The organism is Capnocytophaga cynodegmi DSM 19736 (genome assembly GCF_000379185.1).
Lineage (GTDB): Bacteria > Bacteroidota > Bacteroidia > Flavobacteriales > Flavobacteriaceae > Capnocytophaga > Capnocytophaga cynodegmi.
Genome location: NZ_KB900723.1, coordinates 1 through 16,643 on the forward strand (window position 1 = coordinate 1; position 16,643 = coordinate 16,643).

Annotated in this window: 17 protein-coding genes and 1 pseudogene; 5 read left to right on the plus strand and 13 right to left on the minus strand. The window is 33.2% G+C overall.

Features of this window, described 5'->3' with window-relative positions:
• Positions 1–43: 43 nt before the first annotated feature.
• A complete protein-coding gene (locus YW9_RS0107255) occupies positions 44–265 on the plus strand; it encodes a hypothetical protein (RefSeq protein WP_018279518.1) in 222 nt (73 codons plus the stop codon).
• Positions 266–351: 86 nt separating this feature from the next.
• Here the strand turns inward: YW9_RS0107255 and YW9_RS13470 are convergent, their stop codons facing one another.
• From YW9_RS13470 to YW9_RS0107295, 7 genes are all read right to left on the minus strand, one after another.
• Positions 352–492, minus strand: coding sequence for a hypothetical protein (locus tag YW9_RS13470; protein ID WP_155848743.1), 141 nt, complete (start codon positions 490–492; stop codon positions 352–354).
• The gene (locus YW9_RS0107265) at positions 489–920 is read right to left on the minus strand and encodes a hypothetical protein (protein WP_231555656.1); all 432 of its coding nucleotides are present in this window, start codon (positions 918–920) and stop codon (positions 489–491) included. The genes YW9_RS13470 and YW9_RS0107265 overlap by 4 nt, the downstream gene beginning before the upstream one ends.
• A 258-nt stretch (positions 921–1,178) precedes the next feature.
• Positions 1,179–1,391 (minus strand): hypothetical protein, encoded by a 213-nt coding sequence (locus tag YW9_RS0107275; protein ID WP_018279522.1) that lies wholly within the window; start codon positions 1,389–1,391, stop codon positions 1,179–1,181.
• 101 nt (positions 1,392–1,492) lie between these two features.
• Entirely contained in the window at positions 1,493–1,855 is a 363-nt protein-coding gene (locus YW9_RS0107280) for a hypothetical protein (protein ID WP_018279523.1), read from the minus strand.
• Entirely contained in the window at positions 1,846–2,463 is a 618-nt protein-coding gene (locus YW9_RS0107285; RefSeq protein WP_018279524.1) for a hypothetical protein, read from the minus strand. Before YW9_RS0107285 ends, YW9_RS0107280 begins: the two co-directional genes overlap by 10 nt.
• The gene (locus tag YW9_RS0107290) at positions 2,457–8,990 is read right to left on the minus strand and encodes a polymorphic toxin type 23 domain-containing protein (RefSeq protein ID WP_018279525.1); all 6,534 of its coding nucleotides are present in this window, start codon (positions 8,988–8,990) and stop codon (positions 2,457–2,459) included. The genes YW9_RS0107285 and YW9_RS0107290 overlap by 7 nt, the downstream gene beginning before the upstream one ends.
• 12 nt (positions 8,991–9,002) lie before the next feature.
• Positions 9,003–9,491 carry a T9SS type A sorting domain-containing protein gene (locus YW9_RS0107295; protein ID WP_018279526.1) on the minus strand — a complete coding sequence of 163 codons (489 nt, stop codon included), beginning with the start codon at positions 9,489–9,491 and terminating at the stop codon, positions 9,003–9,005.
• Positions 9,492–9,728: 237 nt separating this feature from the next.
• Between YW9_RS0107295 and porV the strand changes: the two genes are divergently transcribed.
• Positions 9,729–10,913: a type IX secretion system outer membrane channel protein PorV gene (porV, locus tag YW9_RS0107300; RefSeq protein ID WP_026193895.1), complete on the plus strand. Its 1,185-nt coding sequence runs from the start codon at positions 9,729–9,731 to the stop codon at positions 10,911–10,913.
• A gap of 397 nt (positions 10,914–11,310) precedes the next feature.
• Here porV and YW9_RS0107305 read toward each other — a convergent pair whose 3' ends face one another.
• Complete coding sequence (locus YW9_RS0107305) at positions 11,311–11,904, minus strand: recombinase family protein (RefSeq protein WP_018279528.1); 594 nt, start codon at positions 11,902–11,904, stop codon at positions 11,311–11,313.
• A 445-nt stretch (positions 11,905–12,349) separates the two neighbouring features.
• On the opposite strand from YW9_RS0107305, the gene YW9_RS13100 reads away from it, so the two are divergent.
• Positions 12,350–13,459 carry a hypothetical protein gene (locus YW9_RS13100; protein ID WP_155848744.1) on the plus strand — a complete coding sequence of 370 codons (1,110 nt, stop codon included), beginning with the start codon at positions 12,350–12,352 and terminating at the stop codon, positions 13,457–13,459.
• Between the two features lie 24 nt (positions 13,460–13,483).
• On the opposite strand, the gene YW9_RS0107315 is transcribed toward YW9_RS13100, so the two are convergent.
• The 4 genes from YW9_RS0107315 to YW9_RS0107330 all read right to left on the minus strand — a co-directional run bounded on the left by YW9_RS0107315 (position 13,484) and on the right by YW9_RS0107330 (position 14,640).
• Positions 13,484–13,771 carry a virulence protein gene (locus tag YW9_RS0107315; protein ID WP_018279530.1) on the minus strand — a complete coding sequence of 96 codons (288 nt, stop codon included), beginning with the start codon at positions 13,769–13,771 and terminating at the stop codon, positions 13,484–13,486.
• Positions 13,759–13,968 carry a hypothetical protein gene (locus YW9_RS0107320; protein WP_018279531.1) on the minus strand — a complete coding sequence of 70 codons (210 nt, stop codon included), beginning with the start codon at positions 13,966–13,968 and terminating at the stop codon, positions 13,759–13,761. Before YW9_RS0107320 ends, YW9_RS0107315 begins: the two co-directional genes overlap by 13 nt.
• 160 nt (positions 13,969–14,128) lie before the next feature.
• Positions 14,129–14,437, minus strand: coding sequence for a type II toxin-antitoxin system RelE/ParE family toxin (locus YW9_RS0107325; RefSeq protein WP_018279532.1), 309 nt, complete (start codon positions 14,435–14,437; stop codon positions 14,129–14,131).
• Positions 14,425–14,640: a hypothetical protein gene (locus tag YW9_RS0107330; protein WP_018279533.1), complete on the minus strand. Its 216-nt coding sequence runs from the start codon at positions 14,638–14,640 to the stop codon at positions 14,425–14,427. Before YW9_RS0107330 ends, YW9_RS0107325 begins: the two co-directional genes overlap by 13 nt.
• A gap of 652 nt (positions 14,641–15,292) precedes the next feature.
• Between YW9_RS0107330 and YW9_RS13105 the strand changes: the two genes are divergently transcribed.
• Together YW9_RS13105 and YW9_RS12660 are read left to right on the plus strand one after the other, a co-directional pair.
• Complete coding sequence (locus YW9_RS13105) at positions 15,293–15,532, plus strand: hypothetical protein (RefSeq protein WP_051074751.1); 240 nt, start codon at positions 15,293–15,295, stop codon at positions 15,530–15,532.
• Positions 15,492–16,349, plus strand: a complete 858-nt coding sequence (locus YW9_RS12660) for a replication initiation protein (RefSeq protein ID WP_051074752.1) — start codon at positions 15,492–15,494, stop codon at positions 16,347–16,349. Before YW9_RS13105 ends, YW9_RS12660 begins: the two co-directional genes overlap by 41 nt.
• A 22-nt stretch (positions 16,350–16,371) precedes the next feature.
• Here YW9_RS12660 and YW9_RS13565 read toward each other — a convergent pair.
• Positions 16,372–16,643: pseudogene (locus tag YW9_RS13565) on the minus strand (ATP-binding protein); the annotation flags it as partial.

Here is a 16,643-nt window from a genome sequence, read left to right on the forward strand (position 1 = left end):
AATATATAATTTTGTATTTCTATGAATTTATAATTATATAAAAATGGCAAAACAAGATTTTTCTGCTCTGATGAGCAAAGTAAAAGAAACACAGACAAATACCCCTATACAAAAAGTAACTCCTGTAAAAGAGAAAAGGGAAGAAACCATTTTTTCTTTCTATATTCCAACCGAGAAATTGAAGAAATTAAAAATGATTTCTATTGAAAGAGGCTTTAGTTTAAAAGAATTGATAAATAGGGCTATTGATAGGGAATATTTCTAGTGCAAAGAATTGCCCAAACATCTAGTTTGTCAAAAGTTCTTAATTGTATATAGAATTAGCCTAAAATTGATTTTACTCCCATTGAATCACTTTTTTAGGAATTTTATCATATATTTTTTCAATTTATAATCCTTTGGATAAAAAATATCAAGAGATGTAGAATCCAACACAACTCCTTTTTCTTCCATCAGATAATAATCTCCATTATGGTTATAAAACCACCTCATAATATAATACTAGGTGGGGTTCTTTCCCACCTATATTGATAGATGTTATCTGCTAATATAGCTTCTATTCCATCAAAAACGTACTTTCCTTCATCTCCATTATTAAAAAATAAACAATTATTATCGTCTGCTTTTATCATTACATAATAAATAATATCTTCTCCATTAGATTCCTTCCCGATACCAAATTGAATATCTAAAATTCTTTTCCCTAACAACTTCCCTAATTTTGATTCTTCTTTATCAATTTTCTTTATTGAATAAATTTCACTATCCAAGTCTTCTGTCTCTATCCAATGCTTGGTTTCTGAAAATAAAATCGTTTCTCCATCATCTGAGATTGCTATTTTTAAAGCCTTTTTCTTACCCAAATATTCAATGTTAATATACAATTCTAAAAGTATTTCTTCTAGTGTTACTTCTATCACATTGCATATTTTATAGCATTTAAGTTTAGTTATCGTGTCCATATAGTTGTGGCTTTATTAAAATGTTTACTACCCATAGCATTCTTAAGAATAGTAATCATTGTTCCATCGGAACGTGTGACAATAATATGTCTTCCATTTGAAAAAAACAGAGCATCTTTAAAGAAATAAACGGTAGAGTTATGATCTTTTTTACCATGATGTAAATCGATTAAATGTTCTGTATTGAAAATAAGGTTGCCAATCCCAAGACTGGTTCTACTCCCATTGAACCATCTTTTTAGGAATTTTATCATATATTTTCTCAATAGGATAAGGTTTAAAATGATATTTTTTAGGTTCTGGATAAATAATTTCTTTTTTCGATTTATAATCCTTTGAATAAAAAATATTAAAAGATGTAGAATCTAACACAACTCCTTTTTCTTCCATCAGATAATAATTTCCATTATGGTTATAAAACCACTTCATAACAATAGTATCATTAACTATTTGATATTTCCCCCAAAACCATATATGAAGATTTGTATTACTTTGTTTATCTGTGTCTTTATAGGAGGATATTCTATCTTTTAATTCCTGCTCATATTTTTAATTACACAATCTATATTCAAATTTTTGCATTTATCCTCATAAGAAGAGCTTCCTGTTAAATGAAAATAGCCGTTATCTAAAAAAATTCTCCCCATTATATAAGTTCTCCTTTCTCCAAGATAAACATCAGTATTTTTATAATAATATCCATCTGTTTTTATTCTTTTTTCTGTTAATGATTTTTGAAAATTAAAATATTTCTTGTTGTGTATGGTACTACAAGCATAAAAAAGAAAAGGAAGTACCATAAAATAAATGATTTTCTCTACCATAATGTATAAGAATTTTTTGTTTGATATTGATAATAAGGTTGCCAATCTCAAAGTTGGTTTTACTCCCATTGAACCATCTTTTTAGGAATTTTATCATATATTTTCTCAATAGGATAAGATTTAAAATGATATTTTTTAGGTTCTGGATAAATAATTTCTTTTTTCGATTTATAATCTTTAAAATAGAAGAAATTAATCGTTGTAGAATCTAACACAACTCCTTTTTGTTCTGCTAAGTAATATTCTCCAAAACGATTATAAAACCATTTTACAGTAATCGTATCATTAACAATTTGATACTTTCCCCAATTCCAAATATGGTAATTTCTACCACTTTGTTTGTTAGTATCTACCAAAAATTCATTTATATTTTTATCTAACATATATTCAGACATTTTCGTCGCACAATCTAATGTTATTGAATCTCCACATTGATTTCCAAAACCATTTTTGACAATATAAGTGTATCCATTGTTTAGAAATACTTGTAAACTTAAATAAACTCCTTTATTTGTGCTATTTTCATCATAATTGTGAATACAATAATAATATCCATCTGTTTTTATTCTTTTTTCTGTTATTGATTTTTGAAAATTAAAATGTTTCTTGTTGTGTATGGTACTACAAGCATAAAAAAGAAAAGGAAGTACCACAAAATAAGTAATTTTCTCTACCATAATGTATAAGGATTTTTTGTTTGATATTGATAATATTGTTGCCAATCTCTACTTAGCATTCTAAAACCTGGTTGTGGAGATACAATCGTATGAGCAAACCAATTTTGAACTACATCTCGTACATATTCCGAATTTGTACCTACTCGCCAACCTTTATAGCCTACGGTTAATGCTCCTAATCTATACATATCTGCTTCTTTATTCCTCCAGATACCCAATCCTTTTCTTCCTGATGTTAAATCTACTAATTCTGGATTTTGAATAGCATCTTCAAATTTCAAACCACTAGAGTCCGTACCTGACTTTCCCGTAAACAAATTTGTTTGTATACTAAATTCACCTATTCCAATTCTCATTGCTGCTGTACGATACATATCTGTATCATTAACCAATGCTTTTCCTAATTTATTGAATGGTGCACCATCATTTTCATACATCATACTAAAATCTCCGTGTCTAAAACCAATCATTCCTGTACGTTGCTCAAAATCACCACTCCAAAAATTAGTACCCAAGCTCAAGCCCATTTTTCCATCATCCCAAGCTGCTAAAATAGATTTTCTGATTTCAAATCCATTTTTACCAAATCCGTTGTAATTACCATAACTCATTATACCTACTCCTGCAGAGAAGCTCCAATTCCCATCACTGTATCCAATTCCTATACTCGCTCCTATACCCGAAGCATTTCCGAATGCCACAGATAGTGATAAACTAAAATTCCAATTTCCTATTGGGATATTGACACTTGGCATTATTACAGATGCTACTCCAGATGCTATTCCTGTAGCTACAGTATTAACAATCATCTTACCTGTAAGTGCAGCAACTGACGTTCCCCCCAATAATGAGGCTCCCCCCATTATAGCTCCTCCCAATACAGATAATCCAAAACCTTTCCAAGACCAATTTTTATTTATTATTGCATTTACTGTGTAACTTGTTGCAGCCATGATTGCACCGATTATAATTGGTGCCCATATAAACTCTCCACTTGGGTCAGTGTATTTCAATGGATTATTCAATACATAGCCATATCTATTAAAATTCTGTGTGTTGAACGGGTCTTGTACGTAGTTATCAGGTTGTAAAAATCGGTGTAACACAGGGTCATACAAACGTCCGTTCATATGAATTAAACCAACGCTGTACAAGTGTTCGTGTCCTGTATAACCTCTGTCCAATAGAATACCTTCAACAGGTATGGTGGTTTGTCCTTTTATATTCCAGTATTTGGTTATCTGTCCCCACGCATTGAAGTGGCGTTTTTCTACGGCATTGCCATTATCATCTGTAATCAAGGTTATACTTCCCAAATAATCTCTATGTAAGTACAAATACTTTTCTGTATTTCCTTCCATACTCAACACGGCGGGTGCCGAGTAGGCATCTCCTCCTAAGTAAATGTAAAAGTTGGCTTTATTTGTAGTACGATCAAACTTTATCTCAAAAATGCCGTCATGACTGTAATATTTTTGAAAACGGCGTTGGGTTTTATCAGCCTGCATTCCACCATAATAACTGGTTGCACGAGAACCAAATGCATCATACTGATAACTGATGATGTCTTTGCTTATAGGACTATCAACCTTTATTTCTACGGGACTTTTAAAAGCATTGTAAGTTATTGTAGGAATTGTGTGCTGTGTATAGTATGCATTTCCTGTCTGATTTGTATTTAAACGTGTTTGCTGATATCCATTTCCCTCATACCGATACCTTCCTATTTGGTTATTTCGTTCGATTCGTCCTCGTATATCATACTCCTGAGTTTGTGTTGGTTTTCCTGTTTCCGTCCAAGAAGTCAATCGTTCCAAATTATCGTATCCAAAAGTTTCCTTATCTCCATTGAAACTATATGTGCGGTGGTTTAGTAACCCTTTTACGCGGTCAAACTGAAAAGCTTTGCCTTCTATGACTGTATTTCCCTTATTTATAGAATGTGCGGTAAGATAATGATAATCATACTGCAATTGCTCTGTAGTTTTTCCTTTAGTAACTGTTAAAGGAGAGCCATACTCATTCACTGCACCAAGTCTCCATAAAATTTCACCAGAAGCTTTCTTAAGTGTAATTAATTCTCCATTGTTATATTCATAAAGTACGTTAGCAGTTACATTTTTTCCATGTCCTTTTGCAGTATAGGTTTCCCGTTGTGTACGTCCAAAACTATCATATGTATAGTTTCGAATAAATACTACCTGCCCATTGAGCTTACTTTCTGTTAGAGAAGCTATTTGTTTATGTAAATTATATGTATATGTGTAATTTTCTTTATTTCCATCAGCATTTTGTAATTCAATGGAACTAAGTAATTTATCTCCGTTATACGTATAAATTGTACGCATTTCTGTACCACTTCCTGTTATATGCTTTTGTTTGATACGATCACTCCCTGTCTCATAAGTATAATTAGTGGTGCCTTTTGGGGTCGTCTCACGGGTAATTCGATCCCAAGCATCATACGAATAAGTGTAATTACCTGCTGAAGGATCATTCAATGACGTTTTTCTTCCCCATCCATCCTGTGTAATACGTTGTACAGCACCCTGATAATCGGCTGTCTTTAAATTCCCATTTCCAAAGTAAGTATAAGTAATTACTCCACCAGGATCTTGTTGCTTCACAGTCTGTCCTGAAGCATTACGAGTAGTAATCACATTCTTGGTTCCATCATTTACTGTAGTTGTGAGTCCACTATAACTGATTTGGGAACTTTTCCCTGCTGGTTGCGTAATTCTGATTACCCGCCCATAACGGTCATAAGAAGTTGTTATCCAGCCTCTCGTAGAACTTCCTTTAAAATAAGGTAAACTTCGCTTTATTTCTCTCCCTTGTCCATCGTATTGATTTTCTACAATAACCTCTTGCCCAAAAGCATTACGCTGTTCAGTACGTTTAAGCAGTCCTAGCCAATTGTAAACTTCTTTAGAGAGACTTCCATCATCCGCAGAATTGGTTATACTATACTCAGAGTTTGTTGCTAGATAGCCGACATATGCATTTTTATTCAAAAAATCTGTAGTTTTTATCAATCGATTCCAAGAGTCATACGTGTTGCGAGTAGTTTGTCTAAAATGATTTGTTTCCTGTAGCAATACCCCAGAAAAATCATCATGTTGATATTGGGTTATTTCATTTTCATGACTAGTGTGTCTCGTCAAAAAACGTTTTGAAGAATCATATTCCATTCGCTCAGAGCGTGTTTCTCCGCTCTCAGAAACCACGTCTTTTCTGGTAATATTACCGACATCGTCATAAGTATAACGCTCCGTTTTGAAGCCTGTATTGTGTCCTTTGATTTTTTTAGCGGCTACCAAATTATTCTGATAGGTAAACTGTTCCTCTGTAGTGAATGTATCCCCATCAATAGTGCTGCTCCTTTTTTGAGAAGCTATTCGTCCTATCAAGTAAGGTGTTTCACTTTTAGCTACATATACTGTTTCAACTGTATTTCGTGAAGTACCTGCTATGGTAGTCACCCGTGTAGGATTCATATCAACATCGTATATGTAGCTTTCGGAACTATTAACTCCAGTAAGTTTATCTTCAGTATTTTTTTGGGTGAGTTTTAGCCTGAATATCTTGTCATTTCCTGTTAGGTTCTCATAAGTATACATAGTTTTTTGAAGATAATTTGCGGGAACATACATAGATTGATTACCGATTTCTTCCATAGTAAACTCCTCTGTAACAGCTCCTTTCAATTGTGGATTCATACGGGTATGTGTATACATTCCCTCTTCATATTGCTTTCCTTTAGAATACCAGTTGGTTCTCCCTATGGATTTAAATCCAAGAAAACCCAATCCTCCAAGATGTGAAACAGCTCCTGCATACTTAAACTGCTGTTCTACCTGAGGAATCCCCCCTCCACTACGTTCTAATTTACTGACGACAGATACAGAGGGAATATTTCCTAAGTCCACATATGGGAAATGCTCTCCATAACCTATTTTATACGTGTCAGGAAACCCTTCTTCTACTACAGATGCATATGAAAAATTCTCAGACATTGTCTTATAAGTCACGTTTTGAGATATATCGTTTTGGGATATAGTCCTAAGTAGTATTTCCTCTTTGTTGTTCTTTTCTAGATATAACGTACGTATTTTATTACCAGAAAAGATAGATATATCCATAAAAATATCCTTCTTATCCGATGTAGAAAAAATTAAGTGGGGAAGTTTTACTCTTTCTGATAATTCGTAACTCTTTCCAGATTTGAAAGTAAGATCCTTTGCCTGCGTATTTACATGTGCTGTAAAATATTGTTTAGGAGGTCTTACTGAATTGCCAGGTGTAAAGTTTGTATATGATTCTATTATATCCGTTTTTCCATCACCATTGATGTCAATAGGAATCAGTGAATAAGCATGATAAATGTCGTATAATCCAGTATCTCTACCTCTTCTATACTCCTCAACTCCCCAATAGGAACTTTGAAACTTAAAACTGTAATTTTTTTCCAATATATCAAATCCTCTACCTGTATTGGAAAGCAACACGAACCGACTACTATCATTATCTACAGGTAATAGAAAATCTATCTTTCCATCACCGTTGTAGTCCCCAACCACAGGCCGTTTTGACCCAGATTTAATGTATCGGTGTTGCTGTCTCCAAAGCAAACGTATATGACCTCCTTCGTCGAACTCATAGATATACATTTCCCCATCTGTTATCTGGATGAGATTAGTCTTTCCATTACCCGTAATATCTATTGTTTGAAATATATCTTCGCTACTATACTTTTTACTCAATGTACCAGCTCTTTTCGAAAAATTTGTTGTCTTTCGTTTATCCAAATCTACCCAATGAATATCATACCCCCCTGAAGTATATCTCTTACAATCACAATGAACAGGCATCCTTCCATAAGAATCAGAGTAAGGGGTAAAATGATCATTTTCTCTAGAATGGCAGCTTTCCACATAATAGCTATCCTCAATGGCTAATATATCGGTAAGTCCATCTCCATTAAAATCTCCTGGTAGAATTTTTACGGGAGCATGTTTTTTACTACCTAATTCGGGAATCTTAATTGGTTTTCTTGGATCATACTTTCCATACTTTTCACACCACTTTCTGTCCTCCTCGTAGTAAACAGGTAATTCCCATTCTTTTTCATACTGTAAGTAGAGAGGATATCCCTTTACATAAGCTCTAAATTTTATTTTATCATCATACTTATGTACAGAAACAAAACCCTGATAATCAGGATAAATATTATTTTTTTGCCCTATTAAAATTTGGGCAGGAAATATCTCTGAAAATCTTTCTAAGGTAATATCGAAAACAATGCCACTACTAGATTTTTTTCTAAAATCATCAAATAAATAAATTTTTCTATAAGCATCATTCCCTTTAGTTGGATAAAGGATAAAGTCCGTCATTCGATCTCCGTTCATATCTAAAGTTACTATCTCGCTATTTTCCATTGAGATATCTTTAAAAGACATATTGTATGTGCTTACTTTGTCTTCAAATTTTTCTTGATAATCGTTATATGTGAAGTGTATTGGAACTCGTTTACTTTGTCCTATAGATTCTTGAACCAACATTAACCTGTCGTATCCTAGGGAGTTTTGCTTTCCACCATAGTTAAGTGTGTAGGTTCTAAATTCTCTCCCTTTTGAAGAAGAAACAATTTTTTCAAGTAATAAGTTATTTTCAAACCGCACCCCTCCGATGTAAGCCACCTCAGGACGGGTTCTGTTTTTATAAACGAAAGTAACTGTATTGTCTCCTGTTGTACGTTGTTTCCCATAGGTTATTTTTTGGATGACAATAGCGTTCCCCGAACGTAGGTAGTGATATGTGATCCGAACACCCTGAGGATTTTCCCAATATGAAATAGCATAATCGGTATGAGAACGACTGTCATTAGTTTGCCCATAGTAGGCTTTGGATCCGTCGGGATACAATACCTCGAAGTAAAGGGGACCGTAATTTGCTCCATACGGAGAAACCCCTACAGACTTAATTTTTAAATGTGAAAAAACCTCAGTCTGATATGTAGCCCCATCCTTCCCATAGGTTCCTGTCTTCAACATAAGACGTTGTCCATCAAGGGCAAAACGATCGGTGGGAGTAAGATTTACCTCTGAAATATAGCCATCATGATACAGTGTAGAACCCACCCGAGTAATGACAGAAATTCCAGAGACATTCCATCCATAACCTGCCATTCCATTACCAGCCTGACTATTGTAATTTATAGATAAAGTTGGGACAACTCCTTGTAATCCTGGCGGTACTGTGATAGGAATACTATAAATAGCTGCTCCTGTTGGCGATACAGACAAATTACCTGCTGTAAGTCCTTCAGCAACAGAGCCTCCTCCCCGTGCTGTAAGATTATTTCCCCTAGAAGAACTATTTTTTTCTAATGAAACAATTGTAGGTGGGGTGGGCTTACTTTCCGAAAAAGAAATACGATGTATTTTCTCGGTTTTTAATCTTTCTTGTCCTACTGTGGTAGCTATTGAAGCAATGAGCAACAAAAATATGGCTATCTTTTTCATAAGTTCAAGTAGTTATTTTTTGATAATACGCACTGTTTTTTTGGTTCCATCCGAAAATATTCCGACAAGATAATATACCCCCTGTACATATGAGCTCATATTTATTTGCAATTGTTCAGAAGGGGAATTAATATGGGTGTTGTCATATAATATTCGCATATCCGATGAAGAAATAAACAACCTTACTAGCGATTGATGTTGATTGTGATACCAATACACAGTAAGTTCTCCCAAAGTGGGATTAGGAGCTCCTTTTAAGGTAATCTCAGGAAGACTATCCTCTGAGGTTATATTCTCTTTTTCCTCTAATGTAGTGGATGTTTCTTCTGTTTCATCGGGCAAAGGAGGTCTTTTGGTCAGAGCTCCCGTTTCTTTGTTTAGACAGATAGATGCTTGAATTTGATTTCCCGCGCTATCATATGAAAAGCATATTTGTTTTTGAGAATATGAAAAGTTGATCATTCCCAAAAATAATACTGTGATTAGAATATAGCGTATCATAATGCTTGTTTTGTTTTCTTCCTAGCAAAAGTAAATAAATTTTCTAACTAAAAAAATCATGTAAAAACCTATCTGTTAATTTTTTAGATACTTTTCAATAATAAAAAACGAAAGGGAATGTCAACAAAAATATTTTCTTAAAAAGGTATTACATACCTAAAAAGTTTAACACAGTTATCTTCTTTTATATAGATCTTGATGTAATTTCAAATAATTACTTTTGTAAAAAAATAAGATATGAAACAGCTGCTACTTCTATGTATTTTGTTTTTGTGTAGAGCTTCTTTATGCTCTTCACAAACAAAAGTATATTTTCCAGACTCTCGCATCATCCAAACAGGAATGCCTTTTTTGAACCTGCAATCAGATGCTAGAGCTTCAGCGATGGCAGACATCGGTACATCAAGTCTCCCTGATGTATTTTCGCAAAGGTGGAATTCTGCCAAATACACGTTTATGGAAACTAAGCGAGGAATAGGAGTAAGTTATGTTCCTTACCTGAACAAACTTACAAATGATGTTTTCCTAGGAAATATCACCTACTTTTTTCGTCCTAAAGAACGAGGAGCTTGGGCAATGTCATTCAACTATTTTAGTATGGGAGAAGTTGAGTTCTCTCAGATACAAGGAGGATCTTTCTTTTCAGAAGGAATTGGTAAACCCAATGAACTTACTTTGGATATTTCTTATAACTTATTACTTTCTGATTTTTTTTCAATGGGAGTTACAGGACGATGGCTACATTCCAACCTACAACATTCCTCCAATGAGGAAAAATATATTGCTAACAGTATTGCTGTGAGTTTGTCTGGATTCTTTCAGTCAGACTTAAAAGCACACACCTCTTTCGACTCACAATGGCGTGCTGGTATAACCATTTCAAACATTGGTCCAAAACTAAGTTATGAGAAGGGTGGAAAGGAATCTTTTATACCTACAAATTTAAAAATAGGGGCTAGTTATGACCTCCTTTTTCAAAAAGGTCATTCGCTCTCTTTTCTTGTAGAAGCAAATAAGTTACTTGTTCCAACTCCTCCTCAGTATGGTTATATTGATGAGAACGAAGATGGCAAACAAAACACAAATGAGCCGACTACAATTCTAAAGGGAAAAAATACAGATGTTTCCTTTATGGAAGGTATTTTTCAATCTTTTTCGGATGCTCCAGGTGGATTTAAAGAAGAATTAAAAGAAATTTCTTTAAGTGCAGGGTTAGAATACCGTTTTTGGGATGATTTTTCATTACGTTTTGGTTATTTTCACGAAAACAAAGAAAAAGGAGCTCGTAACTTTCTCACTTTAGGAACAGGCTTCAAATACCAGAATATAAACATTCATCTTTCATACTTATTTTCGATGTCTTCTATTCCCAATCCTTTTGAAAATGCCTTACGAATTTCGGGGAGTTATGAAAGTATGTAATTTCGGTTTTTCAGTAATTACCGAAAAACCGAAAATCTGCAAAAATAATCCTTCTTGAGGAATTCATTTCCCTTCGTCTCTCAGGCTAAAACCTAAGTTCCGAGGTTTTGTTTTTTTTTTGTTTTTGTATATACAAAGACACATCTTGCAGAGTTAATTCACCTCAAATTTCAGAGCTATCAAACAACTCACTTACAGATTTTTAGACTCTATTTTTTGAAAAAACAGATTTCTTTTTGAAAGCTCTAAAAAACAATATTTTAAACAAATTAGACTATTTGTAGACATATCACAAAAAGCAACTTTTTCATATAAAAGTTTGTTTTTTATGCTTTTATGTTTTGTTTTTCGGTTTTGTATTTTTCTTTTTTTTTAGAAAAAATATGTGTGGATTTTTTTACTTGTCTGTTGACAAGTCGCCTGTTTTCTTTTTGCTGTTATCGATACGATAAAAAGTGGTTTTGGCGATGTTGGCTTGTTTACAAGCTTTATCAATGGGAATGTTTTTGTTTTCGTACAGATGCAGTGCAAACTGATATTTTTCGAGGGTCTCTGCCTGAAAACCTCTGGGGCGTCCTAAATGTTTGTTTCTTCGTCGCGCTCCTTCGATACCGATACGGGTACGTTCTTGGATGAGATTGCGCTCAAATTCGGAAACGGCTCCAAAGATTTGGATTATGAACTTTCCGTTGGCGGAGGAAGTATCAAAAACAGGCTCAGAAAGGCTTTTAAAGGCTATTTTTCGCTGGTTGAAGATTTCGATAAGGTCAACCATATTCTTAAGCGAACGGAAGATCCTATCGGTCTTATATACTACCACAGTGTCTCCTTCCCGTAGGTAGGTGAGCATATCATTGAGTCCTTTTCTGTCTTCGCGTACACCGCTGGCAATGTCGGTATATATTTGCTCACATCCGTTTTGGCGTAGCAAGTCAATTTGGGATTGTATGTTCTGTTCAGGAGTGGATACCCTGGCATAACCAATGAGCATAGTTCTATGAATTTCTTTTCTGCAAAGGTACTAAAATTTAGATGGATAGAATATTGGGTACAACATTTTCAAGAGGTAAGAGCCTCCCTAAAGTAGGGAGGCAGGGTTAGATATTTACTTAAATGAGTCCACTAACGTGATTATGTCCTTTACTACCTTTAAAATTTTAAGAACGATGTTTAAAAAATTTTTTAGCTTTTTCATTTTGTTACTTGTTAAAAATTGGAACAAACATAAAATAGCTTGAAAAAAGACGAAAGGACATAAAATTAGAAGCTACAAGTTGTATATGTGAGGAGCTAAAATCAAAACTGGAACGATATTTGTGTGGGAAATATCTAGTAAGGTATAAGCACACTTGCACCCTTTCAGGATGCGTGTGCCCTGCGGGGCTGTTCGGACTGGCGTCCGAAGGTCTACGACCTGAATTAATTTTTTATTTCCTATGGCAAAAACATCTATCCATTTTGAACCTTGTAATGTCGTTAAGTCAGAAATGCACAATTCAAGAGTGCAAGAACTTGACTATATTTTTCCTGAACTTTCAAAAAATAATGAAAGCCTATATTACATTTCCAATTTACACCAAAGAGAAAAAGAATGCCAACAAATTTATGAAAGCAAGGTCAAGCAAAAAATGCAATCTAAGACTGTTCCCATTCGAGAAGGTGTAGTAGTCATTGATGAAAAAACGACTATGGCTGATTTAGAAATACTAGCAAATGAAATAAAACATTTGTTAGGTTGGACACCTTTACAAATTCATATTCACAGGGATGAGGGATATATGAAAAGTCCTGACAATAAGGGAGGTTCAGAGGTTGCAAAACTAAATTTACACGCTCATCTGATTTTTGATTGTCAAGATAAAAATACGGGAAAAATGTGCCGAAACACGAAACAGCAGATGTCGCAAGTTCAGGATTTATGCGCAAACATTCTCAAAATGGAAAGGGGGCAAAAATCGGACAGAAAGCATTTAAAAGCGTTAGAGTATAAAATTCAGGCAAGAGAAAAACAACTCCAAGAACAAGAAGCTAAAATAATCGAATATAAAACAATTTTAGAAACACATCGCGATTTAGAGAAACAAAACCAAAATCTTTTCATATATAACGGGATTTTACAGCAAAAAAAGACAGATTTACAAAAAGAATATGAACGGCTTTTAGCAGATGGGACAGAATCAGAAAAAAAATTTAAGGAAGAAAAAGAGAAATTTACTGCTCAGCTCACAAAATACAAGAATCATATGATGGAGCAGGTTAAATTAGAACTTGAAGCATACAGAAATACAACATTTGATAACAATGTAACCCAAGACAGGGCAGAACTAATCAATGATTTTATTTATAAAATGGCGAATTTGCTACCTCCTGATAAAAGAAATGTGTCTAGTGTAATATCAGATATTCAGGATTGGTCGAAAAATGTACTCCAAGAAAAAAAATCACTTGTTGAATTTGCGGAGTTTTTGAAAAAGAAAGATAATCACAAACGAATTGCTCCGCCAAAGAAAAATCCAAACACACCCAAAAAGGGATTAAGAAGGTAAAAAAATAACCACTCAGAGGAGTGGTTATTTCTGTATGTTTGATTTAAATTCTTCCGTAAAATCGGAGTAATCCTCTATCTTGAAAGCTCGAATATCACGTACACAAGCACAGAACCAAGATATATTCTTAAGCGATTGAATGGCTTTGAATAAAACACTCAAATCCCCTTCGGTTGCGTATGTGCTACCTTGTATCCAATAAAAATTATTATTCAAAAGATTTTTTTTTACATCAGCATACGCGTTTTGGTAATTATTGCCATAGTGTTTTTTTAATTCTGAAACAACTAAATCAAATACTATTGCGTACATAATTCTATATCTTTCAAGTGTTTAAACATATCTTCTTTTTCAAAGAAAATAATACCACTATCTGTCTTTACATTGATAACAATTCCGACAAATGGATTTTTTTCTATTTCCGTAATAGTGGCTTCTATCCAGTCTCCAAAACCCGTAACCTGTGGAGAAACTAACACTCTTTCTCCTACTTTGAAACTTGTTTCCATAGTCATTTTTTTTTTGCAAAGGTATTAATTATTTGGTAATCTAGTATTTCTATTCAAACTTATCATTTTTTGGAGTAGATGAACCTCAGGTAGTGGAATATGTATAAAACACGGCTTACTACTCAATAATTTATAAGCCAGGAATAATGAAGAAAAAACGTTAGATTTCTAGTTTTTGGGGGTCTTGACGATTATCCCAGAAAGCCACTATTTCAACTGCTTCTCTAACAATATAAATCAATGAGAAATTGCGTAGAATCACAATCTTTCTATATTTAAAATATATCCCATTCTTGCAATCTTCTTTTTCTTCAGCTATGTATGGATTTTGTGAAAGAGTCTCTTCTGCCTCTTCTACAGCCTTCATAATTTTTTGAGAGTATGTGTTTGAAAAATTATGTTCAATCCAAAAGCTCAAAATATCGATATACTGAGATTCCGCTTCAAAAGACCATCTTACATCCCACATATTTTTCTTGCTTCCTCTCTCACTTCTAAGTGAGATTTTGTTTGTCCATTTTTAGCTTGCGCAATTCCTCTCAAAATACTTTCCTTTTGAGTCTCTGTGAGCTCTGTATCTTTCTGAACTTTCAGCCCTATAGCCTCAAGAACACGCACTGCCATTTGATATTGTTCTGCAGAAATATCATTTTGTAATCGTATTGTATTCATACTTTTATTTTTTGCAAAGGTATTAATTATTTGGTAATTCAGTATTTTTATTCAAACCTATCGTATTTAGTTACTCAAAAGATAAATTTACAGTACCAATAAAAGAAACGGACAAAAGTACTAAAAATTCATACATAAAACAAGTTTTTCATTGGTTTTGAAAAGTGTGGGGTTTTGAGAACTGGAAATACATACAAATATTATCCAATACAACCTGAAGAAAATGATTTCATTTATCTTATATTCAGTGTTTTATTACTAAAACAACATATAAAAATCGAATTATTTTAAGTTAAATTATATTAAATCAAAATAAACTTCTCTATTGTTTTTGATTTTTCTGATTTCTGAAAATTTTGGCGATTTTTGTTTTTTGAGTTTCCACTCATTACTTAAAAACTTCTGACTTGTTTTTAAAATCAGAACTTATTAACGACTTATCAAAAAATTATGAAATTCTTGAAAACATTATTAAAATAGAGGTGTTTGAGAGATTTTAAAACTTCCAAGTACGACAAATTTAATACTTTATACGACAAATTTAATACTTTTTTGTTTTTATTCAGACTTTTATTTTTTTTGTCGTATTTGTTTTATATCTTTGCAGAAGTACTAAATACGACAAATTTAATACTTATAACCATCTGTATATATGGCTATTATAAAAAACAAGGAAGTTTTACAATCTTATATTGTAACTACAGCACGATATGATTTTTCTGTTTATGAAAAACGCATCTTATATCGTATCGTAGAAGTTTTACAATCCAAAATTTTGGGATTAAAACTAACTTACAATTATTCTATCCAAAAAGATTTATACGGAGATTTTGAGTTTACAATTCCTGTGAGTGCTTTTTTTAAGAGACGAAAAGGATACAAATTACAATGAAGTTAAAAAAGCTCTAAAAAGTCTTCGTAACAAAGATTTTGAATACGAAGATGCCACCGAGTGGGGTGTTTATGGTATTATTGAAAAACCTAAAATAAAAAAATATGATTCGGTTGTAAAGTTAATAATAACTCCCCTTCTTATGGAAGCATTTTTAAATTTTGCAAAAGGATATCGTAAATACGAACTCAAAACTGCTATGGAATTTGACAGCATATACACGATGCGTTTTTATGAGCTTCTAAGCGGTCAAGAAAGACCTATTTCTTTTGTTATTGATGAACTCAAAAAAATGTTCCGAATAGAGGACAAATATAAGCAAATAAATGATTTTATTAAACGTGTCATTGAACCTGCAAAAAAAGAACTTTCTAAAAAAGCTCCCTATTCTTTCGAATACAAAATAAACAAACAGGGGAAAAAATATCATTCCATTACCTTTCATCCTTTTAAAATTCCAGCTAATAGAAGTTTGGAAATAGAACGGCACAATTTAGAAAAACAATTGTCCCCTCGTTGGATTTTAGATAGTCAAACTTTAAAATATCTGCAGAACGAATATTCATTTTCCAATAAAGAGATTAACCAATGGTATAAGCTATTCAAAACTGCACAGAAAGAGTTGGATTTGCCTAACTTTCTTCTTCAAAAGAAACCCCTACTGATTTATAATATTTTACATTTATACGGTACAAATATAGTACAAATACAAATTGTTTCTATTTTTTCGTTCAACGTCATAAAGATTTTCGCAATTGTATTTGAGATATTCTATTTCGTATTTTTTTCTTACTTTCCTCATATCCTTGTTCTTTGATTACTCCACTAAAAATATCTTCCTATTTGATTCCTGTTTTCACTTTCAGCGTAACATCTCCAATGTTGTAGGCATAAACTGAAGCAGGCACAAAGGTAAACTGCAAATCTTCTATTTCCTTGGTTCCGGTTTTGTCAATTGAAGTAACTAAAGCACTTTTGAATCCGTTGGACTTACAAAATTGAATTAGACTTTGTAACTCTTGTGGTTTCTCGAAATAGCGGTTGCTCCATTTGATTTCCACACCCCAAATGGGTTTGAATCGCACATCATCTACCAATACCAAATCTACCT

Excerpts from the sequence above, each read along its gene's own strand:
- YW9_RS0107255 (WP_018279518.1), top strand. The coding sequence starts at position 44 with ATGGCAAAACAAGATTTTTCTGCTCTGATGAGCAAAGTAAAAGAAACA.
- YW9_RS13470 (WP_155848743.1), bottom strand. The coding sequence starts at position 492 with ATGAGGTGGTTTTATAACCATAATGGAGATTATTATCTGATGGAAGAA.
- YW9_RS0107275 (WP_018279522.1), bottom strand. The coding sequence starts at position 1,391 with ATGAAGTGGTTTTATAACCATAATGGAAATTATTATCTGATGGAAGAA.
- YW9_RS0107280 (WP_018279523.1), bottom strand. The coding sequence starts at position 1,855 with ATGGGAGTAAAACCAACTTTGAGATTGGCAACCTTATTATCAATATCA.
- YW9_RS0107285 (WP_018279524.1), bottom strand. The coding sequence starts at position 2,463 with ATGGTAGAGAAAATTACTTATTTTGTGGTACTTCCTTTTCTTTTTTAT.
- YW9_RS0107290 (WP_018279525.1), bottom strand. The coding sequence starts at position 8,990 with ATGAAAAAGATAGCCATATTTTTGTTGCTCATTGCTTCAATAGCTACC.
- YW9_RS0107295 (WP_018279526.1), bottom strand. The coding sequence starts at position 9,491 with ATGATACGCTATATTCTAATCACAGTATTATTTTTGGGAATGATCAAC.
- porV (WP_026193895.1), top strand. The coding sequence starts at position 9,729 with ATGAAACAGCTGCTACTTCTATGTATTTTGTTTTTGTGTAGAGCTTCT.
- YW9_RS0107305 (WP_018279528.1), bottom strand. The coding sequence starts at position 11,904 with ATGCTCATTGGTTATGCCAGGGTATCCACTCCTGAACAGAACATACAA.
- YW9_RS13100 (WP_155848744.1), top strand. The coding sequence starts at position 12,350 with ATGGCAAAAACATCTATCCATTTTGAACCTTGTAATGTCGTTAAGTCA.
- YW9_RS0107315 (WP_018279530.1), bottom strand. The coding sequence starts at position 13,771 with ATGTACGCAATAGTATTTGATTTAGTTGTTTCAGAATTAAAAAAACAC.
- YW9_RS0107320 (WP_018279531.1), bottom strand. The coding sequence starts at position 13,968 with ATGGAAACAAGTTTCAAAGTAGGAGAAAGAGTGTTAGTTTCTCCACAG.
- YW9_RS0107325 (WP_018279532.1), bottom strand. The coding sequence starts at position 14,437 with ATGTGGGATGTAAGATGGTCTTTTGAAGCGGAATCTCAGTATATCGAT.
- YW9_RS0107330 (WP_018279533.1), bottom strand. The coding sequence starts at position 14,640 with ATGAATACAATACGATTACAAAATGATATTTCTGCAGAACAATATCAA.
- YW9_RS13105 (WP_051074751.1), top strand. The coding sequence starts at position 15,293 with ATGGCTATTATAAAAAACAAGGAAGTTTTACAATCTTATATTGTAACT.